Genomic DNA, 21098 nt, shown 5'->3' with positions numbered 1-21098 from the left:
CTAGAGCCTCACACGCATCCTGAGCAGCCACCTTGCGCCTAGAGGGCTCCCGCCGGCGCCAAGCAGACCCCACTGTTCCAGCAACAGTGGTTAGTCGAGGGCGTGGCTTAGCTCATGAACGATCGCTCCCTAGGCAGAACCCGCGGGTGGGGCCAAGCGGTCGTCTGTGGCGATCTGAGAGGGCCTTGAGAACACCTTTGCGAACAAGCCTCCCTGGCTAGTTCCGCATGCTGCCCCGCACTCGCGCTCGCACGTACGTCGCCCTCATGGGACGCGGGCAGCATAGGAGCGAGGCGTGTCGCATGTCCGCGACCGACGCCAAGGTCCGAAACCGAAGTGGAGATTCGACTATCCCGGAGCACCCCGCAGTACAGGCCAAAGTGAACCAACGACGCGAGCGCGATTAACCACTGTTACAGCCGTCTTCAGCTGTCCGGTGACACCGCAAGCTAGGGCTGCCACCGTACTGTCACCAGCGTTCTCGCCGGTCAAACCAGGTTCGGTGACACGGTGACAGCGGTGACAGTCCGCGACAAGAACTTCTGTCACCGACTTCACGAGCACTGTCGAAGATCTTGTTCTGTCCCGCCGCGAGCGCGGGCTGCGTCGACCAGAACGACGCAGCCTTCCGACACCAGGACAGGCTCAGGCACGTACCCCCACCGCCGCTGACATGCCGGTCACTGCAACCGCTGCGCCCGTACCTGTCCAGCCTTCATCGTGTGCGTAACGGTTCTTCGGGCAGCCACGATGCACGGTTGTTGATTCTTCATGAAGCAGGAGGTCAGCGTGGGCGATGATATCTTCGACCGGCGCCAAGCTGCAGCGGAAAGTCTCTCATATAGCGATCCGATTACATTGCGCGCGGGCTCAAGAACACACTTCGAGTTAATTCCAAGGTATATAACGCGAAGCGAATCACGAATTGAAGTATCCCTAAAGGTTCGCTACTGGAAAAAGAACGACAGCGGGCTTCAGGTAGGATACCCCGTTGACTTCACCTTGAATAATGATGAATTTCTGCAGCTTCGCGAAGAACTACAGAAAATCGCAGCCATTTCCAGCCAGCCCGAAAATGGTCGCTATTTCGTTTTTCGCGCCGACGAGGATGGCGACAGCGAACGATCAATCGACGTACACACGCTGGGAAACCTTATACGCAAGATTTCACAAGACGACGGTTCACTGAAGCGACTTGCAGCCGACCCCGACGGCGAGCATCTAATACGGTCGATTCAGCTTTCGGCTCGATCGGCAGACCTGCGCCAGGCGCTTGAAGATCTCAATCGAATGCTTGATGCAAGCGCCGACCACCCAGAGTCAGATTTTCAACGGTGGATGGAGCGGCACGCCTGGGCGCTAGGCGATGAGTACAGGTCACTAGACGAAGTACGGTCCATAGGAAACAGAGAGAGCGTCGACATGATGCTCGAAAATTCGCTGGATGGACTAAGAGACATCGTCGAACTCAAGACGCCAAGAATGGAGCCAATAATCTGGGACAGTTCCCATAAATCGTGGTACTGGTCCAGCGACTCGTCAAAAGCAATCGGGCAGTGCCATCGCTACCTTGACAAGCTTCACGAAAGCGCAAAGAAGGGAATGGATGACTACGAGAACATAGTGGCTTACTACCCTCGCGCAACGATCGTCATAGGAAGATCACAGGGAAAGGATCTGAATTGGTTCAAGGGGCTCCGTGGACTAAATGCCAGACTTCACAGCATCCAGGTAATTACGTACGATCAAATGGCTGCCAGAGCCAAGCGCAGACTAGACATTCTGGAAAAGGATCAGTCATCCCGAGAGGGTTCTGAATAACCATTTCTTGCAGGGATGTCGACGTGTCGAAGCGCATAGGGGTGTCACCGTACTGTCACCATCGTTCGCACAGGTCACCCCGCGTTCGGTGACATGGTGACAGCGGTGACACTACCTCAGCGGAGCCGTGCCACCCCGTTGTCATTCGGCCGCCTAGGTGCTACGCAGCCGCTGGACTTCCGCAACCAATGATGGCCAGTCGAAATCGACCGCAGCGTCTTGTGTTCTGACCACCGTCTGGGATTGCTCAAGGAACCGAACGCCAGACTCAGTCAGACGCTCAACGCTCGCCCGGTAGGCCGGATGGCTTTGGAGCAACGACTTCACGCATGGGGCGGCAACGATCGGGACCGCAGCGCCAAGGAGTTCGTTCAGTACCCCCAGGGCAGTCGTGTCATTCATGCCTGCCGCCCACTTGTTGACGGTATTGAAGGTTAGCGGGGCGGCAAGAACGGCATCCGCCGGCGGGAAGGGGTCCTGCTCCGTCGGCTGACGAAGCGCACTACGCACAGGCATCCCCGTGAGCTGTTCGAGTTCAGCTGTGTCGACCCAACCAGCAGCGGTCGGAGAGAGAACCAGGCACGTCAACCAGCCCTCGGCTCGGAGTAGTCGGATTAGGTTGCCCAAGTTGAGGACTGGCGGCGCGGCTGTTCCAACAACGTAGAGAACGCGGCTTGCCGTCAATGGAGCACCCCAGACCGCTTGGCCAAGGCCCGCAGGCCCGGCGTGGCTGACCTTCGTTCACGCTTCAGCAGCTCGCGCAGCATCTCACGAACGATCACGTTGTACCGCAGCGCTTGCGGCGCGGTGCGCTCCGCTTCCATGAGGTTGACGACAACAGCCGCGTCGTCGCGATGCTGCGAGTAGGCCCAAGCCGTGTCGATGAAGACCTGAGCCCGCCGGCTGCGGAGTCCGTCCGGAAGGCCGTCCGTCTCGACGTCCTCCGCCCTGGCGATGGCGAGTTTGGCGTCGCCGAGCTCCGCAGCTGCGGAAATCTGGTGGATCGCTACGTTCGTGGGGCCGAAGGCGGTCCAACCGTGGTTGCCGTCGTAGCCAAGAGCGTCCGCTAGATACTGCGCGCGCCGAAGGCGGTCAGTTGCCTCTGGCCGGTCAGACCTGCGGCCAGCGATTACCGCGCCGATGAGGAACAGCGCACCCTGAACGGAGAGGCCATCTGGGCTGTCGTCAGCAAAGTTCTCAGCCGTCGTGATGGCAACATGCTCGGCTTGGTCGATCCGGTCTGTCTTGAGGAACGCGCAAGCGACCTGGTACGCCGCCATCGCCTTGAGGATGTCCGAGTCGGCACGCATCGCTGCGGTGACGGCCCTGTCGGCGGCGATCCAGGCGAGTTGCCCGTCACCGATCTTGGTGACCAGCTTTGCCGCGGCCACATACGCCTGACTCTGCACCGACAGCGCGGCCCGTAGATCAGCCGACCCGCTCTCGCTGACGACCGCGTCTGAGGCAGTGATCAAGCCAGGAAGGATCCGAGCAGCAGCCGCGTAGTCGGCTGCCTGGTAACGCTGGTGCACCTCGGTGGTCAGGCTCGCAATCTCAGCGACGCTGCTCGTCGGTGTGCGGCTGAGTCCGAGCCCCGCGTAGGCGCTCATCGCCTGACGGATGTCCTCCAGCCCTTCAAGTTCCGGTTGTCCGTTCGGCGCGTAGGCCATCCGGTAGCCGGCGAGCGTCTCGACGTCGGTCTTGAGCACCCGCGCCACGTCGACAAGCACGGACAGTCGATCGACAGAGCGGATGCCACGCTCGACCTGCGATAGCCAGGATTCCGAGCGGCCGACCAGGTGAGCCAGCTCCTTCTGGCTCAGCCCTCGCCGCTGGCGGTAGATGCGGATGCGTTCGCCGATTGGCCCTTCGGTAACCATGCGCCCACCTAACTGCTCTCGCTGTCGAGCAACCCGCACTTTTGTACTAGTCGAACCCGCACTCCCTGACTACCTCACAACGATGCGACCTCAGCAACGCATGCAACCCGAGAGTAGGTGGCGACAACAGCGCACGACGAAGGAAGGAAGATCATGGCGAAGAGCCAATTTCCAGTCATGCAGGCCAGCGCAGGCCCGTTAGGGAAGGTGATCCGCTGGCTGTTCGGTATCGCGGCCGTCGTGCTGGTGGTGCGGTACCCCGGCGAGGCCGCGACGTGGGTCCAAACCGTCTTGGCGTGGCTGGGTAGCGCAGTCGAAGGCATCGTCACCTTCCTTCGGGCTGTTGGCGGTTAACCAGCCTCAGTCGCGGCGAAGCTGCTGTTCAACTGCCTCTAGGCGACGACTGAGATCGGCAAGCTGCGCCTTCATCGCCAACAGCTCAGCCCCGGCTCCGTCATCCACAGCGGCGTTGATTGGCCGGCCACCGCTCAGGACCGTCGCCAAATGGTCCGGGTGCAAGCCAAGTGCCGAGGACATCGCTTGGAGCGTGCGAGGAGTGCGCTTGCGGGGCTGCAAGTTGTGTTGGAGCTCGCGGACCGTCTGAAGCGAGACGCCTGCCCGTTGCGCGAGCTGCTGTTGCGTCAGCTCCAGCTCGTCCATCCGGGTGGCAATGACGTCGGCGACGGCGTCCCAATCCTTGGCCACGTAAACCTCCTGAGCTGCGGATATCGCTACTGACACTAGCGCTAATGCAGCTTCCTCAACCAGCCCACGGCCGAACAGCAACTTGACATGACTAATTTTAGTACTTTTACTAGTGCTCGCATCAGTTGCGAAGCTCGTTGGTTTCGCAGGGATCGCAAACAGCAAGAAGCCCCGACCGGTGCGGCAACACCAGCCGGGGCGCATATCGAGAGCAGGGAGCGCTAACGATGCAGGTCAACGGTAGTTCGACTCGGATGTACCGGGTCAAGGCAGTCGCGGACATGCTCGACGTGCACGTCTCGACGGTGTACAGGCTGATCGACTCCAAGCGGCTGCACGCGGTGCGGGTCGGCGGACTCGGGAAGGGCGCGGTGCGCATCCCGGCCGACGCGCTGGAGACCTTCCTCCAGCGTGTGGGCATCAAGTCGGCTTCCGACGAGGTGGCGTGATGTCGGCGGAGACGACGGAGAGCTTGAACGCCGCGGTGAGTCAGGTTCGGGATGAGTTGCGACGGGCCGACACCAAGGCCACCACGCTGTTGACGCTGGTCGGTGCAGCCTTCGCCGGGGTGGTGTCGCTGACCCGCACCGCGCTGCCGACGGCGTCTGAGGTCGCGTTGTGGGCGGCGGCGGTGCCGATCGCGGCGAGCGTGCTGGTGCTACTGGCGGTGGTCTTCCCCTACCTGGATGCCGGAGAGCCGGGCTCGTTCCTGCACGCGGCCCGCTCCAAGCCTGCCGAGCTGGTGGAGCTGCACTCCAACACGGAGTCCTCGCCGGAGCGGGTGGCCGTGACGATGGTGGTGGTCTCCCAGATCGCCCGGCGCAAGTACCGGCGCATCGCCTGGGCGGTGCGGCTACTGGTCACGGGACTGGTGGTGCTGCTGGTCGCGCTGGCGCTGGCCGCGGTACTCGGGGGCGCGTGATGGCGCGGCAGTGGCCGATCGTCAAGACGACGCTGTGGGACGGCACGTGGGAGTTCTGCCACGGCCACCTCGACGGGCTGCCGGTCTTCGCCTGGCGCTCGGTCCCGGCCCGGCTCGGACTGGCCACCCGCCGGCAGCTCCGCGAGATGAGCCTGCGCCCCGGCGGTGCCGATCCGGTGGCGCTGCTGCGATTCCGCCACCGCCAGCCCTACCGGCGCGAGGAACTCGCCGAGCTGTTCCGCATCGAGCTGGCCAAGCCCAAGCGCACCGCCACCCCCTCCCAGCGCGCGGCGATCGAGCGGGCACTGACCGCGCGGCGCACGTGCCCGACCTGCCCGCCCGGCCAGCAGGTCAAGCCCTACTACCTGCCGACCTCGGCCGGCCAGTGCTGGGACTGCTACCTGCCCGACACCGCCGCGGCCTGACCACGAGCCGCACCGAACCACCAACCCCTTCGCTTCAGGAGAAACGAGCGTCATGCCCCACGTTGAAGACGTCTCCCGCGTCCTGTCGGAGACCAACATCCAGGCCGGCGGCTTGATGGGCACCCTCGTCGAGTCCCAGTACGACATCGAAGCCCTGGCCAACATGCTCGCCACCGTCACCCAGGGCTCGGAAAACGAGCTGGTGCAGCAGGCCCTGGCCAACTTCGCCCTGGCCAAGACCCAGCTCTCCGAGATCGTCGGCGTCCTCCACGACGCCACCGACAAGGTCAGCGAATACCAGCAGGCCCTCTGACCCGTTTTCCCGTCACACCAACCCTTTCCAGGAGGAAGACCCGTCATGGCCGGTATCGAAGAGATCCGCGCGAACCTGTCCGCCGCCACCACCCAGGCCAGCGAAGCGCTCTACGCGCTCAAGCAGGCCGCGCTGACCATCAACGAGGTCCAGCGGGCACTGGACACCACCGTGGCCAGCAGCGCCCGGGAGTCGGCCCAGCACGCCATCAGCGCGTTCCACCAGGCGTTCAGCCAGGCCGAACAGGCCCAAGAGTTGGTGATCTCCGGCAGGGACTCGATCGACACCTACGCCGCCCAGCTCTAACCAGCCGCGATAGACGCCAGAGCGATCACCCTCGCGCTCCGAGTACCGCAACGACGACATCACCTTCACCTGACCTGCTCGCCCGGAAAGGACACAAACTCTTGTCCGAGATCACGACCGCGCACCTGACCACCGACATCGTCACGCTGGCGCCCCAAACCGGCGGTGAGCTGCACGTCCTGCTGATCCGCCGCAACTGGCCCCCGTTCGCGGGCTACTGGGCGCTGCCCGGCGGCTACGTCGACACCGGCGAGACCTTCGCTCAGGCCGCCTACCGCGAGCTGGCCGAGGAAACCGGAGTGACCGCCCACCGGCTCGTCCAGGTCGGCGTCTACGACGCACCACACCGCGACCCCCGAGGACGCGTCGTCAGCGTCGCCTTCCTCGCCCTGCTCGACACCATGGCCACCGCCACCGCCGGTGACGACGCCCGCGACGCGCAGTGGACCCCGGTCGCGCCCCTGCTGGCCCGGCCCAACCGGCTGGCCTTCGACCACCGCACGATCCTCACCGACGCCCTCGACCAGATCCTCCGAGAACTGAACGCCAGCGCACGGACCTTCGGGTCCCGCTGAGGCCGCCCCGGACCGGCAGTCAATCCCGCCAAGAACGCCTGCCGGTCCGGGCTCCCCACCGATCCTTCGACTCTGCAAGGAGAAGACCGATGGTAGAGCCCCTGACCGGCGATGTGACGATCACGATCCCCGGGCCCGTCGTCGAGCGCCTGAACACCGCCTACAACGCCTGGCGCGACGCGGTTGGCGCGGTGTTGGCCGCGCGCCAGAACTCCAGCTCGCGGGCCGAGGTCTATCGGTCCAGCGCCAACGCCTCCCGCGACCTTGCCGAGGCCTATTACGACGTGGTCGGCCACGTCGGTGCGAACGTCGCGCTGATCCACGCGTTCCGGACCGCATACAAGCACTTCATCGCCGGCGCCGATGACTTCGAGCGGTTTGCCGCGGCCCAGCCAGAGGCCCATGCCGAGGAGGTGCCGTCGTGAGCCAAGGCGGGGTGATCGACCTGTTGCGGGAGTACACGTTCCCGCGCGGTGCGCTGGTGGCGCTGCTGTTCAGCGTCGCGGTGCTGCTGCGCCTGCCCGCCGTGGGGCTGGCGGTCGCGGTGCACCTGCTGGAACGCACCACGGACCGGTTGATGGCGGTCATCAACCGCATCCCGGCACAGCCCGTCAGGAAGGAGACGAGCCGATGACCAGCACCGAACGTCAGCGCGGCGGCGACGTGCTCGACCCCTACCTGACGACCGAGCCGCCCACCGCGAGCGGCGCCGACGACGGGTATCTGCCGGCCAACTGGCGGGTGGACACCCACCCGGTCACGCCGATCGCCGACGAGACCGCGATCTGGGGTGACAAGCACACCCCGGACTTGCTGGGGCTGGCAAGCGCGGTGCAGACCGCCCAGGCCGCGGTCCGGTTGCAGGGCGACGAGGCGCTGTTCGAGGCGCTGTCCGCGGGCGAGATCCAGTCCGCGCAGGACTACGCCCGTCGGCTGCGGGCCGACCAGCGCGAACACGCCTACCAGGCCCGCAAGGCGCTGCTGGACGACGAGGCCGCGCGTCGCGAGCACGAGCAGGGCATGACCAAGCGGGAGCGCGACGACGAGGCCGCCACCCAGGTGGCCCGCTACTCCTACAAGCGCCTGACCTCCCCGACCGGTGACCTGGCCCGGTTGAACACGGCGCGGTTGTGGGTGCCGATGCTGGCGCTGCTGCCGGCGGTGTTCGCGGTGATCCTCGGGGCGGCCAACGTGGGCGTCGAGCTCAACCGCATCTCGGCGGGCACAGCGTGGATCAACTGGGTGGTGAGCCCGATCTTCACGGTGCCGGTGTTCGCGATCCTCGTGGCGCAGTTGGCGGGGTTCACCATCACCGCCCCGGCCCCGACGGTCCCCTTCCATCGGGCGCCGTTCACGTGGCTCAAGGTCGGCTTGCTCGCGGTCGAGGTGGTGCTCAACGTCGCCCCGCACTACCTCGGCACCGGCGCCACCGGCACCGCGGGAGCGCTGGTGTTCGGTCTCGTCCCCCTGGGGCTGGCGGTGTCGATGGTGGCCGCGCCGAAGCTGCGCGCCCACCTCACCGACCGGTTCATCGCCGCCTCCAAGGCGGCATGGGGACAGCCGTCCACCCAGGACGGGAAGAACCCCGCTTCCACGCCTTCTCACCTGCATGGGAAGAACCCACACCCCGCCGCCGGAAACGACGGCGACGAAGCCTCCGGCGAAGCCGAGAACGGGTTCGTCCCGGAGCCCGAGCGCAAGGCCGCCGACGACCACCGCGCGGCGTTCTGGGCCGCGGTGAACTCCGGCGAGATCGATCCCGCGCAGGAGTCGGTGAACGCCATCGCGAAGAAGCTCGGCACCCGCTGGGCCACCGCCGACGGGTTTATCACCGCCTGGGAGCAGGCCACCGGGCAGACCCGCAAGCAGACCAAGAAGTAACCCGCACCGGCCGGTGCGGTCCCGTCCCCCTGCCGCACCGGCCCCTCTTTCTCCTCCTCCGTCGACCCTGCGAGTCCGTGAAGGGTGAGCACAAGATGTCCGAGCAGCCGCACGGCACCACCGACACGTGGGCGAAGCTGATCCAGTTCCCCCACCCCCAGCACCAGCAGGCGGGCCAGACGCTGGCGTTGCCCGCCGACACCACCACCGAGCAGGACGCCGACCGCGAGCTGGACGTCCGCGACGACCAGCAGCCCCCGGCCCGAACCGGCATCACGGCGGTCGCCCAGCGCGGCGGTGCCCTCGCGGTCCGCGGCATCAAGGCCACCCCGGGCGCGATCAGCACCGGGTGGGACGCCTCGGCAGGGGCCCGGCGGCACCTGATGTTCGTCTACGCCGGGGCCCGCGACGTCAACAGCCGGGCGTGGGCGCGGCTGCTGCATCGCGATCTGACCGCGGCGATCCGCCAGGCCCGCGCCGACCGCAACTACGGCGAACTGGCGGTGCTCGAGCAGCAGCGCCGCGAGTCGGCCAACGCCCGCTGGTCCCGCATCGGCGAGATGCTCACCGTCGCGGGCAAGGCCACCAAGGCCGCCGGCTACACCCTGGCTACCCTGTCCGCGCTGTTCCTGCTGGTCACCGTCGGTGTCGCGGTCTACGGGGCGGGTGCGGAGATCGGGGAGTTCTTCCCCGGCAACGCCGGCGGCGCGAGCTGGGAGAGCGTGTGGACCCAGGGATACTGGGCCGCCGTGGCCGGCACCGCCACCGGCGTGGCCGACACCGTGACCGGCCTGTGGTCGGTGGCGATGGCGCTGTTCCCGTGGCTGACCGGAGCCGGACTCGTCGGTGGGATCGCCGCGCTGCACAAGACCGGCAAGCAGTCCCACAACCTGCCCGACTGGGTCACCTCCGCCACCTACGACGAGCAGGATGCCGCCGACGACATCGACGAGAGCTCCATCCTCGGAGCGCTGCGTCACCTGGGCATTTCCGGCCTGGACAAGGCGTTCAAGGCCGGTTGGGGCACCCCGACGCACCCCGCGCGGGTGTGGGAGACGGGGCTGGGCAAGGACGGCAAGGGCTGGCGCTGCCAGATCCGGCTGCCGCAGCAGGTCCCGGTCTCCGAGATCGCCCGCAAGAAGAACGTCCTGGCACACAACCTGGGGCGTCTGGCGGTCGAGGTGTGGGCCACCGAACCCAAGGACAAGCCCGGCGTGCTCGACCTGTGGATCGCCGACCCCGGCGTGCTCACCGACCCGGTCGAGGACTGGCCGCTGCTGGCCGAGCTGTCCACCGCTGTCACCGACTACTTCGCCGGTGTCCCGGTCGCGGTCAACATGCGCGGCGACACCGTGACCGGCCACTTCTCCGGCAAGAACTGGGCCAACGCCGGAATGATGGGCTCGGGCAAGTCCACCCTGGCCATCACCGCCTGCCTGGGCGCCATGCTCGATCCGCTGGTCGACATCGACGTGTTCGTGCTGGCCCAAAACGCCGACTACGAGATGATGCGTCCCCGCCTGCGGTCGCTGGTCACCGGCGCCGGCGAGGAGACCGTCGAGGCGTGCATGAACACCCTGCGCGAGCTCTACGCCGAACTGGACATCCGCGGCAAGGCGCTGGCAGAGCACACCCGCAATGGCGACCCCGACGCGGAAAAGGTCTCCCGTCGCCTGGCGGAAAAGGACGCGCGGCTGCGGCCCCGGATCATGGTGATCGACGAGTGCCAGGCCCTGTTCCTGCACGAAGAACACGGCAAAGAGGCCCAGCGGTTGGCGATCCTGCTGATGAACGCCTCCCGCAAGTACGGCATCACCCTGATGTTCCTCACCCCCGAGCCCTCCACCGACTCCCTGCCCCGCAAGCTCATGGCGGTCATGTCGAACACGGCCTGCTTCGCCATCGGTGACCAGCAGTCCAACGACGCGATCCTCGGGACCAGCGCCTACCGGCGCGGTATCTCCGCCGTCGGGCTGGAGCCGGCCACCGAGGAAGGCCCCGGTGACGTGGGCACGGCGATGACCAGCCGCGGCTTTTTGGCCAAGCCCGGCCTCATGCGCTGCTACTACGTGCCGCGTGGCCAGCACAAAGCCATCGTCGAACGCGCCATGCAGCTGCGGCAGGCCGCCAACATCACCGCGATTGCCGCGGTCGAGCAGGAGCCGCGGGACCTGCTCACCGACCTCGACCACGTGCTGGGCGAGGAGAAGGTCTCCGCGGCTGAGGCCGCCAAGGCCCTGGTCGCCCAGTACGGGCGCACCTACCACCGCGGCGGCAAGCCCATGACCGGCCCGCAGCTCGTGGCAGAGCTGGCCGACCAGGGCATCAAGGTCCCGTCCACCAAGAACCTCTACCACGTCGACCCCCTCACCGTGCGTGAACAAGTGGCGCGGCGATCCCCCGCCGACGCGAGCGACTGAGTTAGCCCAGGGCGCCCCCGCCCGCCACCCACCTACGGCGGGGCCGGCGGGGCCCCGGGTCAGTCCCTCACCGACCTAACTCGCCTAACTTCCGCAGGTCAGAGCCGCTATGGCGCCGAAGTTAGAAATCTAACCCGAAACCGCTGATCTAACCCCCGATCTCACTCGCCTTCCGGTGGGACCGCAGACCTCGCACACCCACAAGTCGTTACGCAACGTAGTCAACTGGAGGAGTTGTTATGTGCCGTGCAGGAGGACGACGCTGCCCCGGCCAGAACCGCCGGCACGTCGAAACCGCACGCAAGGCCGTCACCCGCGCCAGGCGCCGCCTGGCCACCACCCAGGCCACCGGCACCCGCGAGCAGATCGCCGAAGCCGAGGCCAAGCTCGACGTCGCCCGGCAGCGACTCGCCGATGCCCGGGCACACGAGGCTCAGCACAAGGCCGAGTCCGGCCCCGAGCAGGTGACCCGCACCGTGGCACCGGCCGAAGACCGGGGACGGGACGCCGAGGGCGGCGCGACCGCCGCAGCCTCCAGCGCCCCGCCGGAAACGCCCCCGCGCGAACGCGGCGCAGTGCTCACGGTCCCCGGCTTCACCTTCGGCAGGTTCCAACCGCCGCGGGGCCTCTACTCCTCCCAAGGCGGCATCCGGCGCGGCGATGGCCGCGAGCTGGACACCGAGGACCTCGCCGAGGTCCGTGCCGCGATCTTCAAGGCCGCCAGCCTCGAAGACGCGCTCGCCGCCGACTACCGCGCCGACCCCGACGCCACCGAAGAGGACCTGCGCAACGCCGAACGCTGCGAACAGAAGGCCGCTCAGATGCGCCGGGAAGCCGACGAGATTGCCCTGGCCGACGAGCCCGAAGCGCCGCAGGAACGGGCCACCCGTACCACCCACGCCGCCCCCACCGGATACCGCATCGGACAGACGCTGCCCTCCCACTCCGGGCCGCTGCACCTCGGGAGCGGCCAGCAGATCAACGTCACCGGCCCTTACACCCCGCCCGCATCCGAACAGCCCCGCCCACCACGGGGACGGGACACCACCGGACGCAGCACCAACATCACGATCATCCACCACCACCAAGGCCCCCTCACCACCGGCGACGACACCGACGCCTGACCCTCACGCCGTCCAGGAGGGACTTGCCATGTCCGTGATGCACATCGTTCCCACTCTCCGCGCCGACCTCGCCGCCGTCGGCTTGGCCAGCTACCGCACCTACTGCGGCACAAAGCTCCGCTCCGGCGACGGCGCCCCCAAGAACGCGCCGCTGTGCCCGAGCTGCGCCCGCAAAGCGGGCTGGACCCACGACAAGCGCAAGTAACCACCCACACCAAGGAGGAACACCATGAAGGTCCCCAACGCCGCCGAACTCGCCGCCGCGTTGCGGCGCTGCGTCACCGGACTCGCCGCCGAGGAAGCCGCGATCAACCTGCTCGCCGGGCACGCCCGATGGCTGCGCCGAGCCGACTTCCTCCGCTTCGTCGACTTCTCCACCGAGCCCAACCTCACCGGCTCCGACGAACCGCTCGCGGTCATCCACTGGGACAAGCTCGTCCGCGACATCGGCTCCAGCGCCCTGCCCGGCGCGCGGTCCGAAATCACCGTGCTCACCGTCGCGGCCTCGCTCGCATACGGCACCCCGATCAACCTCCGCGACCTGGTCGGACTCGACGAGTTCAACACCGAGCTCGTCCTCAACGCCATCGCCCACGCCACCGGCAAACCCCATCTCGCCTCCCGGGACCGCTGAACACCGATCAGGAAAGGAACCTGTCATGGCTGGACTGCCTGAGATCACCATCGCCGGAACCGTGGTCGCCGACCCCGAGATGCGCTTCACCAACTCCGGGGCCGGGGTCGTGAACTTCACCGTCGCGGCCAACGACCGCCGCTTCGACCGCGAGAAGGGCGAATGGATCGACGCCGGCGCGACGTTCCTGCGCTGCTCGATCTGGCGCCAAGCCGCCGAAAACGTCTCCGAAAGCGTCACCAAGGGCACCCGAGTCCTGGTCACCGGTGTGCTGCGGCAGCGCTCGTTCGAGACCGCTGAGGGCGAAAAGCGCCACGTGTTCGAGGTCGACGCCACCGAGGTCGCCGTGTCGCTGAAGTTCGCCACCGCCACGGTCAACAAGGCCACCCGCACCACCGGCTCCACCCCGGCACCGGCGGGCGGCGGCTTCTCCGACGAACCCCCGTTCTGATCGCCCGGTGGCCCGGCCGGCGCAGTACCGGCCGGGCCGCCGCCGTCCCGTCCCCTGCTCTTTCTCGGAATGGAGGCTCGTCATGCCCGCGTCCCAGGCACTACTCGACGCCGCGCTGGCGGTGGCCGCCCGCGGGTGGCCGGTGTTCCCGCTCAAGCCCGGTGGCAGCTTCCCCGCATTGCACGGCGTCGACGACTGCCCCCGCACCGGCGTCTGCGCCGACGGGCACCTCAAATGGGAGCAGCGCGCCACGATCTACGCCAAGCGCATCCGCGCCTGCTGGACCCACGACGCCTACAACATCGGCCTGGCCACCGGCCCCGCCGGACTCCTCGTGGTCGATTTCGACGTGCCCAAGCCCGGCAAGCCCGTCCCCGACCGCTGGGCCGCCCAGGGTGTCGAGTCTGGGATGGATGTGTTTCTGCTGCTGTGTGCCGAGGCCGGACAGGCGCCTCCGCTGGAGACCTTCACCGTCGCCACGCCCAGCGGGGGCACACACCTGTACTTCACCGTCCCCGCCGACGCGGGGCTGAGGATCACCCAGGGCGAGCGCAACGGGCTCGGCTGGGGCATCGACACCCGCGGCCACGGCGGCTACGTCGTCGCACCCGGCTCGATCCGCCGCGACGGCACCTACACCATCACCCACGACCGCCCGCTCATGCCCCTTCCGGGCTGGCTGATCGAGCGACTGCGGCCCCAGGAGTTGCCCCCGCAGCAACCCACCCCGGTGGCCACGATCAGCGGGCGCCGCGCCGGGTTCCTGCGGGCAGCGATCGAGGGCGAGGTCCGGCGCGTCACTAGTGCCGACGGCGGGCAACGCAACTTCGCGCTGTACTGCGCCGCCACCGCGCTCGGTCAACTCGTCGCCGGCGGCGCGCTCGGCGAGCAGGAGGTCACCGACCTGCTGCTACACGCCGCACAGAGCCACGTCGCCGCCGGCGCCTACCAGTGGGCCCAGGCGCGGCAGACCATCGCCTCCGGCCTGCGGGCCGGGGCCGCGCGCCCGAGGCGGGTGGCCGCATGAACCCGCTGACCGTGCTGTCGCTGTTCGCCGGGATCGGCGGCCTCGAACTCGGCCTGGAACGCGCTGGCATGCGCGTCGTCGGCCAAGTCGAACTCGATCCCTGGTGCCGCCAAGTCCTGGCACACCACTGGCCGGAGGTCCCCCGTCATGACGACGTCCGCACCGCTGTCGACTGGTGGCACTCCCAGCCCCGACCCGACGTCGAACTCGTGGCCGGCGGATTCCCCTGCCAGCCCTTCAGCACCTACGGACGCCGCCGCGGCATCGCCGACGAACGCTGGGGCTGGCCCTGGATGCGCGACGTCATCGACGCTATTCGACCTCGATACGTCCTCGCCGAAAACGTCGCCGCCCTGCTCCGCGACACCGACGCCTTCCGCATCATCCTCGACGACCTTTCCCACCTCGGGTACCTGGTCGAATGGTCGGTTGTCCCCGCGTGCTCCCTGGGTGCCCCACACACACGACAGCGACTGTTCGTACTGGCCCACCCCGCGGGCAACGATGGCCAACGCCCACTGCACCTACCGGCCCCACTACCGCCCGGACGCCCCCGCTCTGGAGCAGCGGGTGGCCAAACGCGGGCAGAGCGGTGGCTACCTGAACCCGACGTGGGTCGCGTGGCTCATGGGCTTCCCAAACGACTGGTTGCCTCCCACCTGCGAGCCCTCGGCAACGCCGTCGTCCCCGCCGTCACCGAGCACATTGGGCGAGCCCTCCTCGCCCACACCACCACGAGGTGACCACGTGAGCACCACCGAGCCCGACAACGTCCGGCCCCTGCGCCGCCACCCGGCCGAAGCACTCGCCGACGCCTGGACCGCCGATGCCCTCATGGCCACCGACTTCCCCGACCCTCGGTGGGCAGTGCCCGGCATCCTCGCCGAAGGCGTCAACGTCCTGGCTGGACCACCCAAGGTCGGTAAGTCCTGGATGTCCCTCGGACTCGCCCTCGCCGTCGCCTCCGGCGGCCGCGCGTTCGACATGGTCGATGTCGAACCCGGACCGGTGCTCTACCTCGCCCTGGAAGACACCCCGCGGCGGTTGAAGACCCGCATGGGCAAGCTCCTCGGAGACGAGCCCGCCCCGCGCAACCTCAGCCTGGCCACAAGTTGTCCGACCCTGCCCGCGGGTGGAGACGAGGCAATCGCGGCGTGGCTGGATCAGAACCCGGACGCTCGCATGGTCGTGCTCGACGTGTTCGCCAAGATGCGCGGCACACCGCCCGCGGGGATGTCGGCCTACGACGCCGACTACGCCGCCATCGGCCGCGCCAAACAACTTGCCGACCGCTACGGCGTCGCGTTCGTGCTCGTGCACCACGTCCGCAAGATGGGCTCCGAGGACTTCCTCGAAACGGTCTCCGGTTCCAACGGCATCGCCGGCGCCGCTGACGCCACCCTCGTGCTCCGCAGAGGCCGCAACAAAGCCGACGGCGTCCTACAGGTCACCGGCCGCGACATCGACGAAGCCGAATACGCCTTGGCCTTCCACCCCAATAGCGGCGCCTGGCAGCTCCTCGAGGGCCCCGCCACCGACCACACCCTCCACGACACCCGCGCCACCATCCTCCGCCACGTCCGCGAAAGCCCAGGCGACGGGCCGACTGCTATCGCGCGGGCCACGGGAATCGAGCTGTCGTCGGTGAAGCAGGCCTGTCGACGCATGGCAGGCGACGGCCAGCTCAATGCCACCAGCAGCGGGAAGTACTTCCCGATCGACGGTGACACCGACCCCACGACAGAAGTGTCACCGCTGTCACCGTGTCACCAAACCAGCCTTGACCTGCACGAATGACGGTGACGCCTCCGTCACCGCACTGTCACCGTGTCACCACGAAAGGAACCCGCCCAGTGAACAGCGCCAAGCGACCGCCGATCGGCGTCAAGGTCTCGTCGGACGTCGAATACATGCCGAACCGACCAGCGCCGTACCGCGCTCGCGTGCGCTGGACGGACCCGCAGACGAGCAAGCGTCGTTCTCTGTCCGAGTCGCACAAGGACGAAGAGCAGGCTGCGGCGTGGATCGACCTGATGAAGCGAGCAGCTTCCGGAGGCATCGACCCGATCGCCGCCAACATGAGTCTTGCCGAGTACGGCGACGCCAACATGGCGCTCGCCCTCCGGGGTGTGGAAGACAAGACCCGCGATCCGTACCTGGCGGGATGGCGTAAGCGCGTTGTTCCGACCCTCGGTCACATCCCAGTCCGCATGATCACCAATGGAGCCGTAGACCGAGCCGTGCATGCCTGGATCGCCGACGAATACAGCGAATCGACGATCAAGAACAGCATCGCCCCGCTTGTGCGCGTCATGGAGCAAGCCCTGCGGGACGGCATCATCGATCGGAACCCGGCAAGGGTGACCGGATGGCAACGAGAACTCGCTCGCGCCGAAGACGAGCTCGACGATCCGCGTTCGCTCGCGCTGCCCGACTGGGCCACCCTCACGAAGCTCTCGGATGCACTCGTAGCGGCTTCCGCTACCGAGTACGAAGGCTGGGGCGACGTGGTGATCTTCGCGGCCTGCACCGCTGCCCGCATTGGCGAAGTCTCCGGATGCCGAGTCAGAGACATCAACACCACCGAGTGGACATGGAATGTCCGGCGTCAGACCACCACCGCGCCAGGTGGCCTGGTCGACAAAGGAACGAAGGGCAAGCGGGCCCGCACCGTGCCGCTGATCGATGAGGTTCGTGAACTCGTGCAGCGGCGGATCGCCCAGACCGACGGCACGCTGGACGCCCGGCTGTTCACCGGACCCCGTGGCGGGCGGATCACGACCGCGGTCCTCCGTGACGCGACCTCATGGGATGAGGTCGCAACCCGGCTCGGCTACGAGCACCTGAGGCGCCACGACCTACGCCACACCGGCCTGACGTGGATGGCAGATGCCGGCGTGCCCGTTCATCACCTGCGCAAGATTGCCGGGCACGCGTCACTGGCCACGACGCAGAGGTACCTCCATCCGGACCGGCAGTCGGTCAGCGACGCCGGCGCGCTGCTCTCGAAACACCTTCGGCGGTCCACAGATGGTCCACAGCTCCGAGCCGTCTAGCGACGAGCAGCACCGAGGTCTCCAACAGCAAGAAGCCCGATCACCTGGGATTACTCCGTGGTGATCGGGCTTCTTCCTTGGGTGGAGCTGACGGGATTCGAACCCGTGACCCCTTGACTGCCAGTCAAGTGCGCTACCAGCTGCGCCACAGCCCCTTGTTCTGTCTCCCGAGCCTCCCGGTTCCTTCCGGCCCCGTTCATCTCGTGCCTGCATACAGTACAACAGCCCGCGAAGCCCCCTCGCAGGGGGGTCCCCCTGGTTGGATCTACCCAGCGTGCAGGCCGCTCTGCTACACCGTGGGTCGTGACCACAGCACAGCGCGTGTCGCCTCCGCTGGTGGCTCCCGAGGCCGAGGGCTGCGACCCGGAACGCCGTCGTGAGCAGCAGGAACGCCGCCTGCGGCGGCTCGTCGACCGGCTGCTGGCGGCCGACGGGCTGCAGGCGGGACGGCTGCGGGAAGCGGGGGTGAGCGCCGGTGCCGACGTCGGTCTCGACGACCTGCACCGCCTGCCGCACGTCACCAAGCAGGACTTCTGGGACACCTACCCGTTCGGGCTCCGGACGGCGTCGGCGTCCGACGTCGTGTGCGTCCACGGCACCTCCGGCACGCTCGGGCGCCAGACGCTGGTGCCCTACACCTCCCACGACGTCGAGGTGTGGTCGGAGGTGATGGCCAGGGCGCTGGGCGGCGCGGGCGTGACCCGGCAGAGCCTGGTGCACTGCGCCTACGGCTACGGCCTGTTCACCGGTGGGCTCGGGTTCCACCACGGCGTGATGCGGCTGGGCGCGGCGGTGCTGCCGGTGTCCAGCGGCGGCACCGACATGCAGCTGCGGCTCATGCTCGACCTCGGTCCGGACGTGCTGTGCTGCACGCCCTCCTACGGCATCTACCTCGGCGAGTCGTTCCGCTCCACGGGCATCACCTCCGACCAGCTCTCGCTGCGGGTGGGCCTGTTCGGGGCGGAGCCGTGGACCGAGCAGATGCGGGTGGAGATCGAACGCCTGCTCGGGGTGCGCGCGCTCAACGTCTACGGGCTCACCGAGATCATCGGCCCTGGTGTGGCGTGCGAGTCGCTGGACTCCGAGGGGTTGCTCAACATCGCCGAGGACCACTTCTACCCGGAGGTCGTCGGCGTCGACGGCGAGCCGGTGCCCGACGGCGAGTCCGGCGAACTGGTGTTCACCACACTGACCAAGACCGGTCTGCCGCTGCTGCGCTACCGCACCGGCGACATCGCCGCGCTCTGCGGTCCGGTGCCGGGCTCGGCTCGGACGCTTCGCCGGATGAGCCGCGTCATCGGCCGCGCCGACGACATGATGATCATCCGAGGCGTCAACGTCTTCCCCAGCGAGGTGGAGGCCGTGCTGCTGGAGGACCGGCGGGTGGCGCCGCACTACATGGTCATCGAGGACCGCCGCGACTCGTCGCGTCCGGAACTGCTGGTCGCGGTGGAGCCCTACGACGAGGGCGGCGACGTCCCCGTCCTGGAGACCGACCTCGCCGCCGCGCTCGCGGAACGGCTCGGCCTCAGCTGCGTGGTCCGGGTGCTCCAGCCCGGCACCATCCCGCGCGCGACCAACGGCAAGGCCCGGCGCGTGGTGCGCTGGAGCCACGGCGTAGCCCCGCTGCCGGGCCTGGAGTGACAGGCCTCACCCGGCCTGCCCGTGGCTGCTGGGCAGGCCGCGCGTGTTCGCGGCCTTGACGAACTCCGAGCGCGGGTCGTGCAGTTCGCCCAGCGCCACCACCTGGCGCTTGAACGGCAGCTCCAGCATCCAGTCGCCGGCGATGCGCGCCTTGTGCGAGACGGTCGGCATCTTCGCCAGGTGGTACACGCGGTGCAGCAACCACGCGGGGAAGCCCTTCAGCTTGACGCCGTAGACCTCCGCCGCGCCCTGGAACAACCCGAGCCCGGCGACCGACCCGGCGTACTTGTGCCGATAGCTCTGGAGCTGCTTGCCGCGCAGGCGCGCCACGAGGTTGTCCGCGAGCACCTTGGCCTGCCGCACGGCGTGCTGGGCGGAGGGCGCGCACTTCGCGTCGGGGTCCTCCTTGGTGAGGTCGGGCACGGCCGCGCAGTCCCCGGCGGCGAAGACGTCGGTGGTGCCGCGCACCTGGAGCTTGGCCGTGCAGTCCAGGCGCCCCTTCTCGTCCCGCGGCAGGTCGCTGGCCTCCAGCATCGGGTGGGGTTTGACGCCGGCCGTCCAGACGATGGTGTCGGTGTCGAACTCGTCTCCGTCGGAGAGCACGACGTGGCCGTCCTCCATGCTCTTGGCCTGGGTGTTCAGCTTGACCTCGATGCCGCGCTCCTCGAGCCGGCGCTTGGTGTACTCGCCCATCGGGGCGCTGACCTCGGGCATGATCCGCCCCATGGCCTCGACCAGCACCCACCGCATGTCCTGCGGCTCGATGTTCGGGTAGTCGCGGATGGCGTAGCGGGCCATGCTCTCCAGCTCCGCCATCGCCTCGATCCCGGCGTAGCCGCCACCGACGAACATGAAGGTCAGGAGCCTGCGCCGCAGCGACTCGTCGGTGGTGCTGGCCGCTATGTCCAGCCGCGAGAGCACGTGGTTGCGCAGGTAGATGGCCTCCCCGATGGTCTTGAACCCGACTCCCCGCTCGGCGAGCCCGGGGATCGGCAGCGCCTTGGAGATCGAGCCGGGCACGACGACGAGGAAGTCGTACTGGAGCTGTTCGACGGTGCCGTCGCCGAGGGTGGTCGTCAGCGTCCTGCTGCTGTGGTCGATCGAGGAGACCTGGGCGGTGAGGACCTCGCTCTTGCGCAGCGCCTCCCGCAGGGGGACCACGACGTGGCGCGGCTCGAGCGAGCCGGCCGCCGCTTCCGGGAGGAACGGCTGGTAGGTCATGTGCGGCTGGGTGTCGATCACCGTGACCCGGGCCTCACCGGCCCTGAGCAGGCGCTGCAGCCGCAACGCCAGCGTCAGGCCGACGTGGCCGCCCCCGATGATGACGATGCGCGGCTCATGCATCCTGCGACTCCCCCCTGGCACCTTCGCGGGTCCGCCTGGGATCGACGTCGCGGTCGGGGTGCCTGCGCACGTACTCCTGCTCCAGCTCGAAGGAGCGGGCGGTGTGCTCGCGCAGCGCCTCCGGCGAGCCGTGCAGGAAGGTGTCGTGGCGTGTCTGGTGCAGGTGCTTGAGCTCGCGCAGCAGATCCGCTTCCGACAACTCGCTGCCGGGGATCCCGGTGATCATGCTCATAGTCGTCCTCCCCTGCGCTTTGGGCACGCCGAAGGAGCGGCGTCGGAACCTGTCGTCGCGGGAGTACCCCGGCCACGCTCGATCAACACCCGGGCCCGCACACGAGCGGTGCCGTGGTTCTCATTCCGTCGACCTGGCGCCAGTCCGATCAGACGGTTCAAGGGGCCCTCTGGATACCAACCGCAGGCTGCCTCGAAAACCGGCCCCATTGACGCGGTCTGATAGCCCTCGTGGAGGTCGACGGGATGAGAACCACCCGCACTGACACCGCGGCATCCCCGAAAAACTCATCCCGGAGACCTGCCGGGGCTCTGGGGGCGGCGAGCGCCCCGGAAACC

General features: G+C 67.9%; 26 protein-coding genes and 1 tRNA gene. 21 read left to right on the top strand and 6 right to left on the bottom strand.

Annotation, left to right across the window (positions count from 1 at the left end; translation table 11 throughout):
* Positions 1-771: 771 nt before the first annotated feature.
* A complete protein-coding gene (locus SACE_RS36145; RefSeq protein ID WP_081468306.1) occupies positions 772-1821 on the top strand; it encodes a Shedu anti-phage system protein SduA domain-containing protein in 1050 nt (349 codons plus the stop codon).
* A gap of 153 nt (positions 1822-1974) precedes the next feature.
* Here SACE_RS36145 and SACE_RS36140 read toward each other — a convergent pair whose 3' ends face one another.
* Both SACE_RS36140 and SACE_RS05580 read right to left on the bottom strand, forming a co-directional pair.
* A complete protein-coding gene (locus SACE_RS36140; protein ID WP_081468307.1) occupies positions 1975-2505 on the bottom strand; it encodes a flavoprotein in 531 nt (176 codons plus the stop codon).
* Positions 2502-3701 (bottom strand): helix-turn-helix domain-containing protein, encoded by a 1200-nt coding sequence (locus SACE_RS05580; RefSeq protein ID WP_009946520.1) that lies wholly within the window; start codon positions 3699-3701, stop codon positions 2502-2504. The genes SACE_RS36140 and SACE_RS05580 overlap by 4 nt, the downstream gene beginning before the upstream one ends.
* A 153-nt stretch (positions 3702-3854) precedes the next feature.
* On the opposite strand from SACE_RS05580, the gene SACE_RS05575 reads away from it, so the two are divergent.
* Positions 3855-4055, top strand: a complete 201-nt coding sequence (locus SACE_RS05575; protein WP_011873262.1) for a hypothetical protein — start codon at positions 3855-3857, stop codon at positions 4053-4055.
* A gap of 6 nt (positions 4056-4061) precedes the next feature.
* On the opposite strand, the gene SACE_RS05570 is transcribed toward SACE_RS05575, so the two are convergent.
* Complete coding sequence (locus SACE_RS05570) at positions 4062-4406, bottom strand: helix-turn-helix domain-containing protein (RefSeq protein WP_009946522.1); 345 nt, start codon at positions 4404-4406, stop codon at positions 4062-4064.
* Between the two features lie 227 nt (positions 4407-4633).
* Between SACE_RS05570 and SACE_RS05565 the strand changes: the two genes are divergently transcribed.
* The 18 genes from SACE_RS05565 to SACE_RS05485 all read left to right on the top strand — a co-directional run bounded on the left by SACE_RS05565 (position 4634) and on the right by SACE_RS05485 (position 17540).
* On the top strand, positions 4634-4855 hold the full coding sequence (locus tag SACE_RS05565; protein ID WP_011873260.1) for a helix-turn-helix domain-containing protein: 222 nt from the start codon (positions 4634-4636) through the stop codon (positions 4853-4855).
* On the top strand, positions 4855-5328 hold the full coding sequence (locus SACE_RS05560) for a Pycsar system effector family protein (RefSeq protein ID WP_009946526.1): 474 nt from the start codon (positions 4855-4857) through the stop codon (positions 5326-5328). The genes SACE_RS05565 and SACE_RS05560 overlap by 1 nt, the downstream gene beginning before the upstream one ends.
* Entirely contained in the window at positions 5328-5753 is a 426-nt protein-coding gene (locus tag SACE_RS05555) for an RRQRL motif-containing zinc-binding protein (RefSeq protein WP_009946527.1), read from the top strand. The genes SACE_RS05560 and SACE_RS05555 overlap by 1 nt, the downstream gene beginning before the upstream one ends.
* A 52-nt stretch (positions 5754-5805) precedes the next feature.
* Positions 5806-6066, top strand: coding sequence for a hypothetical protein (locus SACE_RS05550; protein WP_009946528.1), 261 nt, complete (start codon positions 5806-5808; stop codon positions 6064-6066).
* Between the two features lie 45 nt (positions 6067-6111).
* Entirely contained in the window at positions 6112-6372 is a 261-nt protein-coding gene (locus SACE_RS05545) for a hypothetical protein (RefSeq protein WP_009946529.1), read from the top strand.
* Between the two features lie 101 nt (positions 6373-6473).
* Positions 6474-6947, top strand: a complete 474-nt coding sequence (locus SACE_RS05540) for an NUDIX domain-containing protein (protein WP_009946530.1) — start codon at positions 6474-6476, stop codon at positions 6945-6947.
* A gap of 89 nt (positions 6948-7036) precedes the next feature.
* On the top strand, positions 7037-7372 hold the full coding sequence (locus SACE_RS05535; protein WP_009946531.1) for a hypothetical protein: 336 nt from the start codon (positions 7037-7039) through the stop codon (positions 7370-7372).
* Positions 7369-7581, top strand: coding sequence for a hypothetical protein (locus tag SACE_RS05530; protein ID WP_009946532.1), 213 nt, complete (start codon positions 7369-7371; stop codon positions 7579-7581). The genes SACE_RS05535 and SACE_RS05530 overlap by 4 nt, the downstream gene beginning before the upstream one ends.
* Complete coding sequence (locus tag SACE_RS05525) at positions 7578-8828, top strand: hypothetical protein (protein ID WP_009946533.1); 1251 nt, start codon at positions 7578-7580, stop codon at positions 8826-8828. The genes SACE_RS05530 and SACE_RS05525 overlap by 4 nt, the downstream gene beginning before the upstream one ends.
* A 95-nt stretch (positions 8829-8923) precedes the next feature.
* Positions 8924-11248 carry a hypothetical protein gene (locus tag SACE_RS05520; RefSeq protein ID WP_011873258.1) on the top strand — a complete coding sequence of 775 codons (2325 nt, stop codon included), beginning with the start codon at positions 8924-8926 and terminating at the stop codon, positions 11246-11248.
* Positions 11249-11487: 239 nt separating this feature from the next.
* Entirely contained in the window at positions 11488-12372 is an 885-nt protein-coding gene (locus SACE_RS05515) for a hypothetical protein (RefSeq protein ID WP_009946535.1), read from the top strand.
* A gap of 28 nt (positions 12373-12400) precedes the next feature.
* Entirely contained in the window at positions 12401-12577 is a 177-nt protein-coding gene (locus tag SACE_RS38255) for a hypothetical protein (protein WP_009946536.1), read from the top strand.
* 24 nt (positions 12578-12601) lie between these two features.
* On the top strand, positions 12602-13006 hold the full coding sequence (locus SACE_RS05510; protein WP_009946538.1) for a hypothetical protein: 405 nt from the start codon (positions 12602-12604) through the stop codon (positions 13004-13006).
* Between the two features lie 25 nt (positions 13007-13031).
* Positions 13032-13457 (top strand): single-stranded DNA-binding protein, encoded by a 426-nt coding sequence (ssb, locus tag SACE_RS05505; RefSeq protein WP_009946540.1) that lies wholly within the window; start codon positions 13032-13034, stop codon positions 13455-13457.
* A gap of 82 nt (positions 13458-13539) precedes the next feature.
* Complete coding sequence (locus SACE_RS05500; protein WP_009946542.1) at positions 13540-14484, top strand: bifunctional DNA primase/polymerase; 945 nt, start codon at positions 13540-13542, stop codon at positions 14482-14484.
* Positions 14481-15227: a DNA cytosine methyltransferase gene (locus SACE_RS36135; protein WP_009946543.1), complete on the top strand. Its 747-nt coding sequence runs from the start codon at positions 14481-14483 to the stop codon at positions 15225-15227. The genes SACE_RS05500 and SACE_RS36135 overlap by 4 nt, the downstream gene beginning before the upstream one ends.
* A 4-nt stretch (positions 15228-15231) precedes the next feature.
* The gene (locus SACE_RS05490) at positions 15232-16281 is read left to right on the top strand and encodes an AAA family ATPase (protein ID WP_009946544.1); all 1050 of its coding nucleotides are present in this window, start codon (positions 15232-15234) and stop codon (positions 16279-16281) included.
* Between the two features lie 56 nt (positions 16282-16337).
* Complete coding sequence (locus tag SACE_RS05485) at positions 16338-17540, top strand: tyrosine-type recombinase/integrase (RefSeq protein ID WP_009946545.1); 1203 nt, start codon at positions 16338-16340, stop codon at positions 17538-17540.
* Positions 17541-17622: 82 nt separating this feature from the next.
* On the opposite strand, the gene SACE_RS05480 is transcribed toward SACE_RS05485, so the two are convergent.
* A tRNA-Ala gene (locus SACE_RS05480) sits at positions 17623-17695 on the bottom strand.
* Between the two features lie 148 nt (positions 17696-17843).
* Between SACE_RS05480 and SACE_RS05475 the strand changes: the two genes are divergently transcribed.
* Positions 17844-19184 carry a phenylacetate--CoA ligase family protein gene (locus SACE_RS05475; RefSeq protein ID WP_231849929.1) on the top strand — a complete coding sequence of 447 codons (1341 nt, stop codon included), beginning with the start codon at positions 17844-17846 and terminating at the stop codon, positions 19182-19184.
* 6 nt (positions 19185-19190) lie between these two features.
* Here SACE_RS05475 and SACE_RS05470 read toward each other — a convergent pair whose 3' ends face one another.
* Together SACE_RS05470 and SACE_RS05465 are read right to left on the bottom strand one after the other, a co-directional pair.
* Positions 19191-20528 (bottom strand): NAD(P)/FAD-dependent oxidoreductase, encoded by a 1338-nt coding sequence (locus tag SACE_RS05470; protein WP_009946548.1) that lies wholly within the window; start codon positions 20526-20528, stop codon positions 19191-19193.
* Entirely contained in the window at positions 20521-20760 is a 240-nt protein-coding gene (locus SACE_RS05465) for a DUF6158 family protein (RefSeq protein ID WP_009946550.1), read from the bottom strand. The genes SACE_RS05470 and SACE_RS05465 overlap by 8 nt, the downstream gene beginning before the upstream one ends.
* Between the last annotated feature and the right edge of the window lie 338 nt (positions 20761-21098).

Origin of the sequence: Saccharopolyspora erythraea NRRL 2338 (assembly GCF_000062885.1) — a bacterium.
GTDB classification, from domain to species: Bacteria; Actinomycetota; Actinomycetes; order Mycobacteriales; family Pseudonocardiaceae; genus Saccharopolyspora_D; species Saccharopolyspora_D erythraea.
Note: the sequence above shows the minus strand (reverse complement) of the source record. Positions and strands in the feature narration are given on the sequence as shown.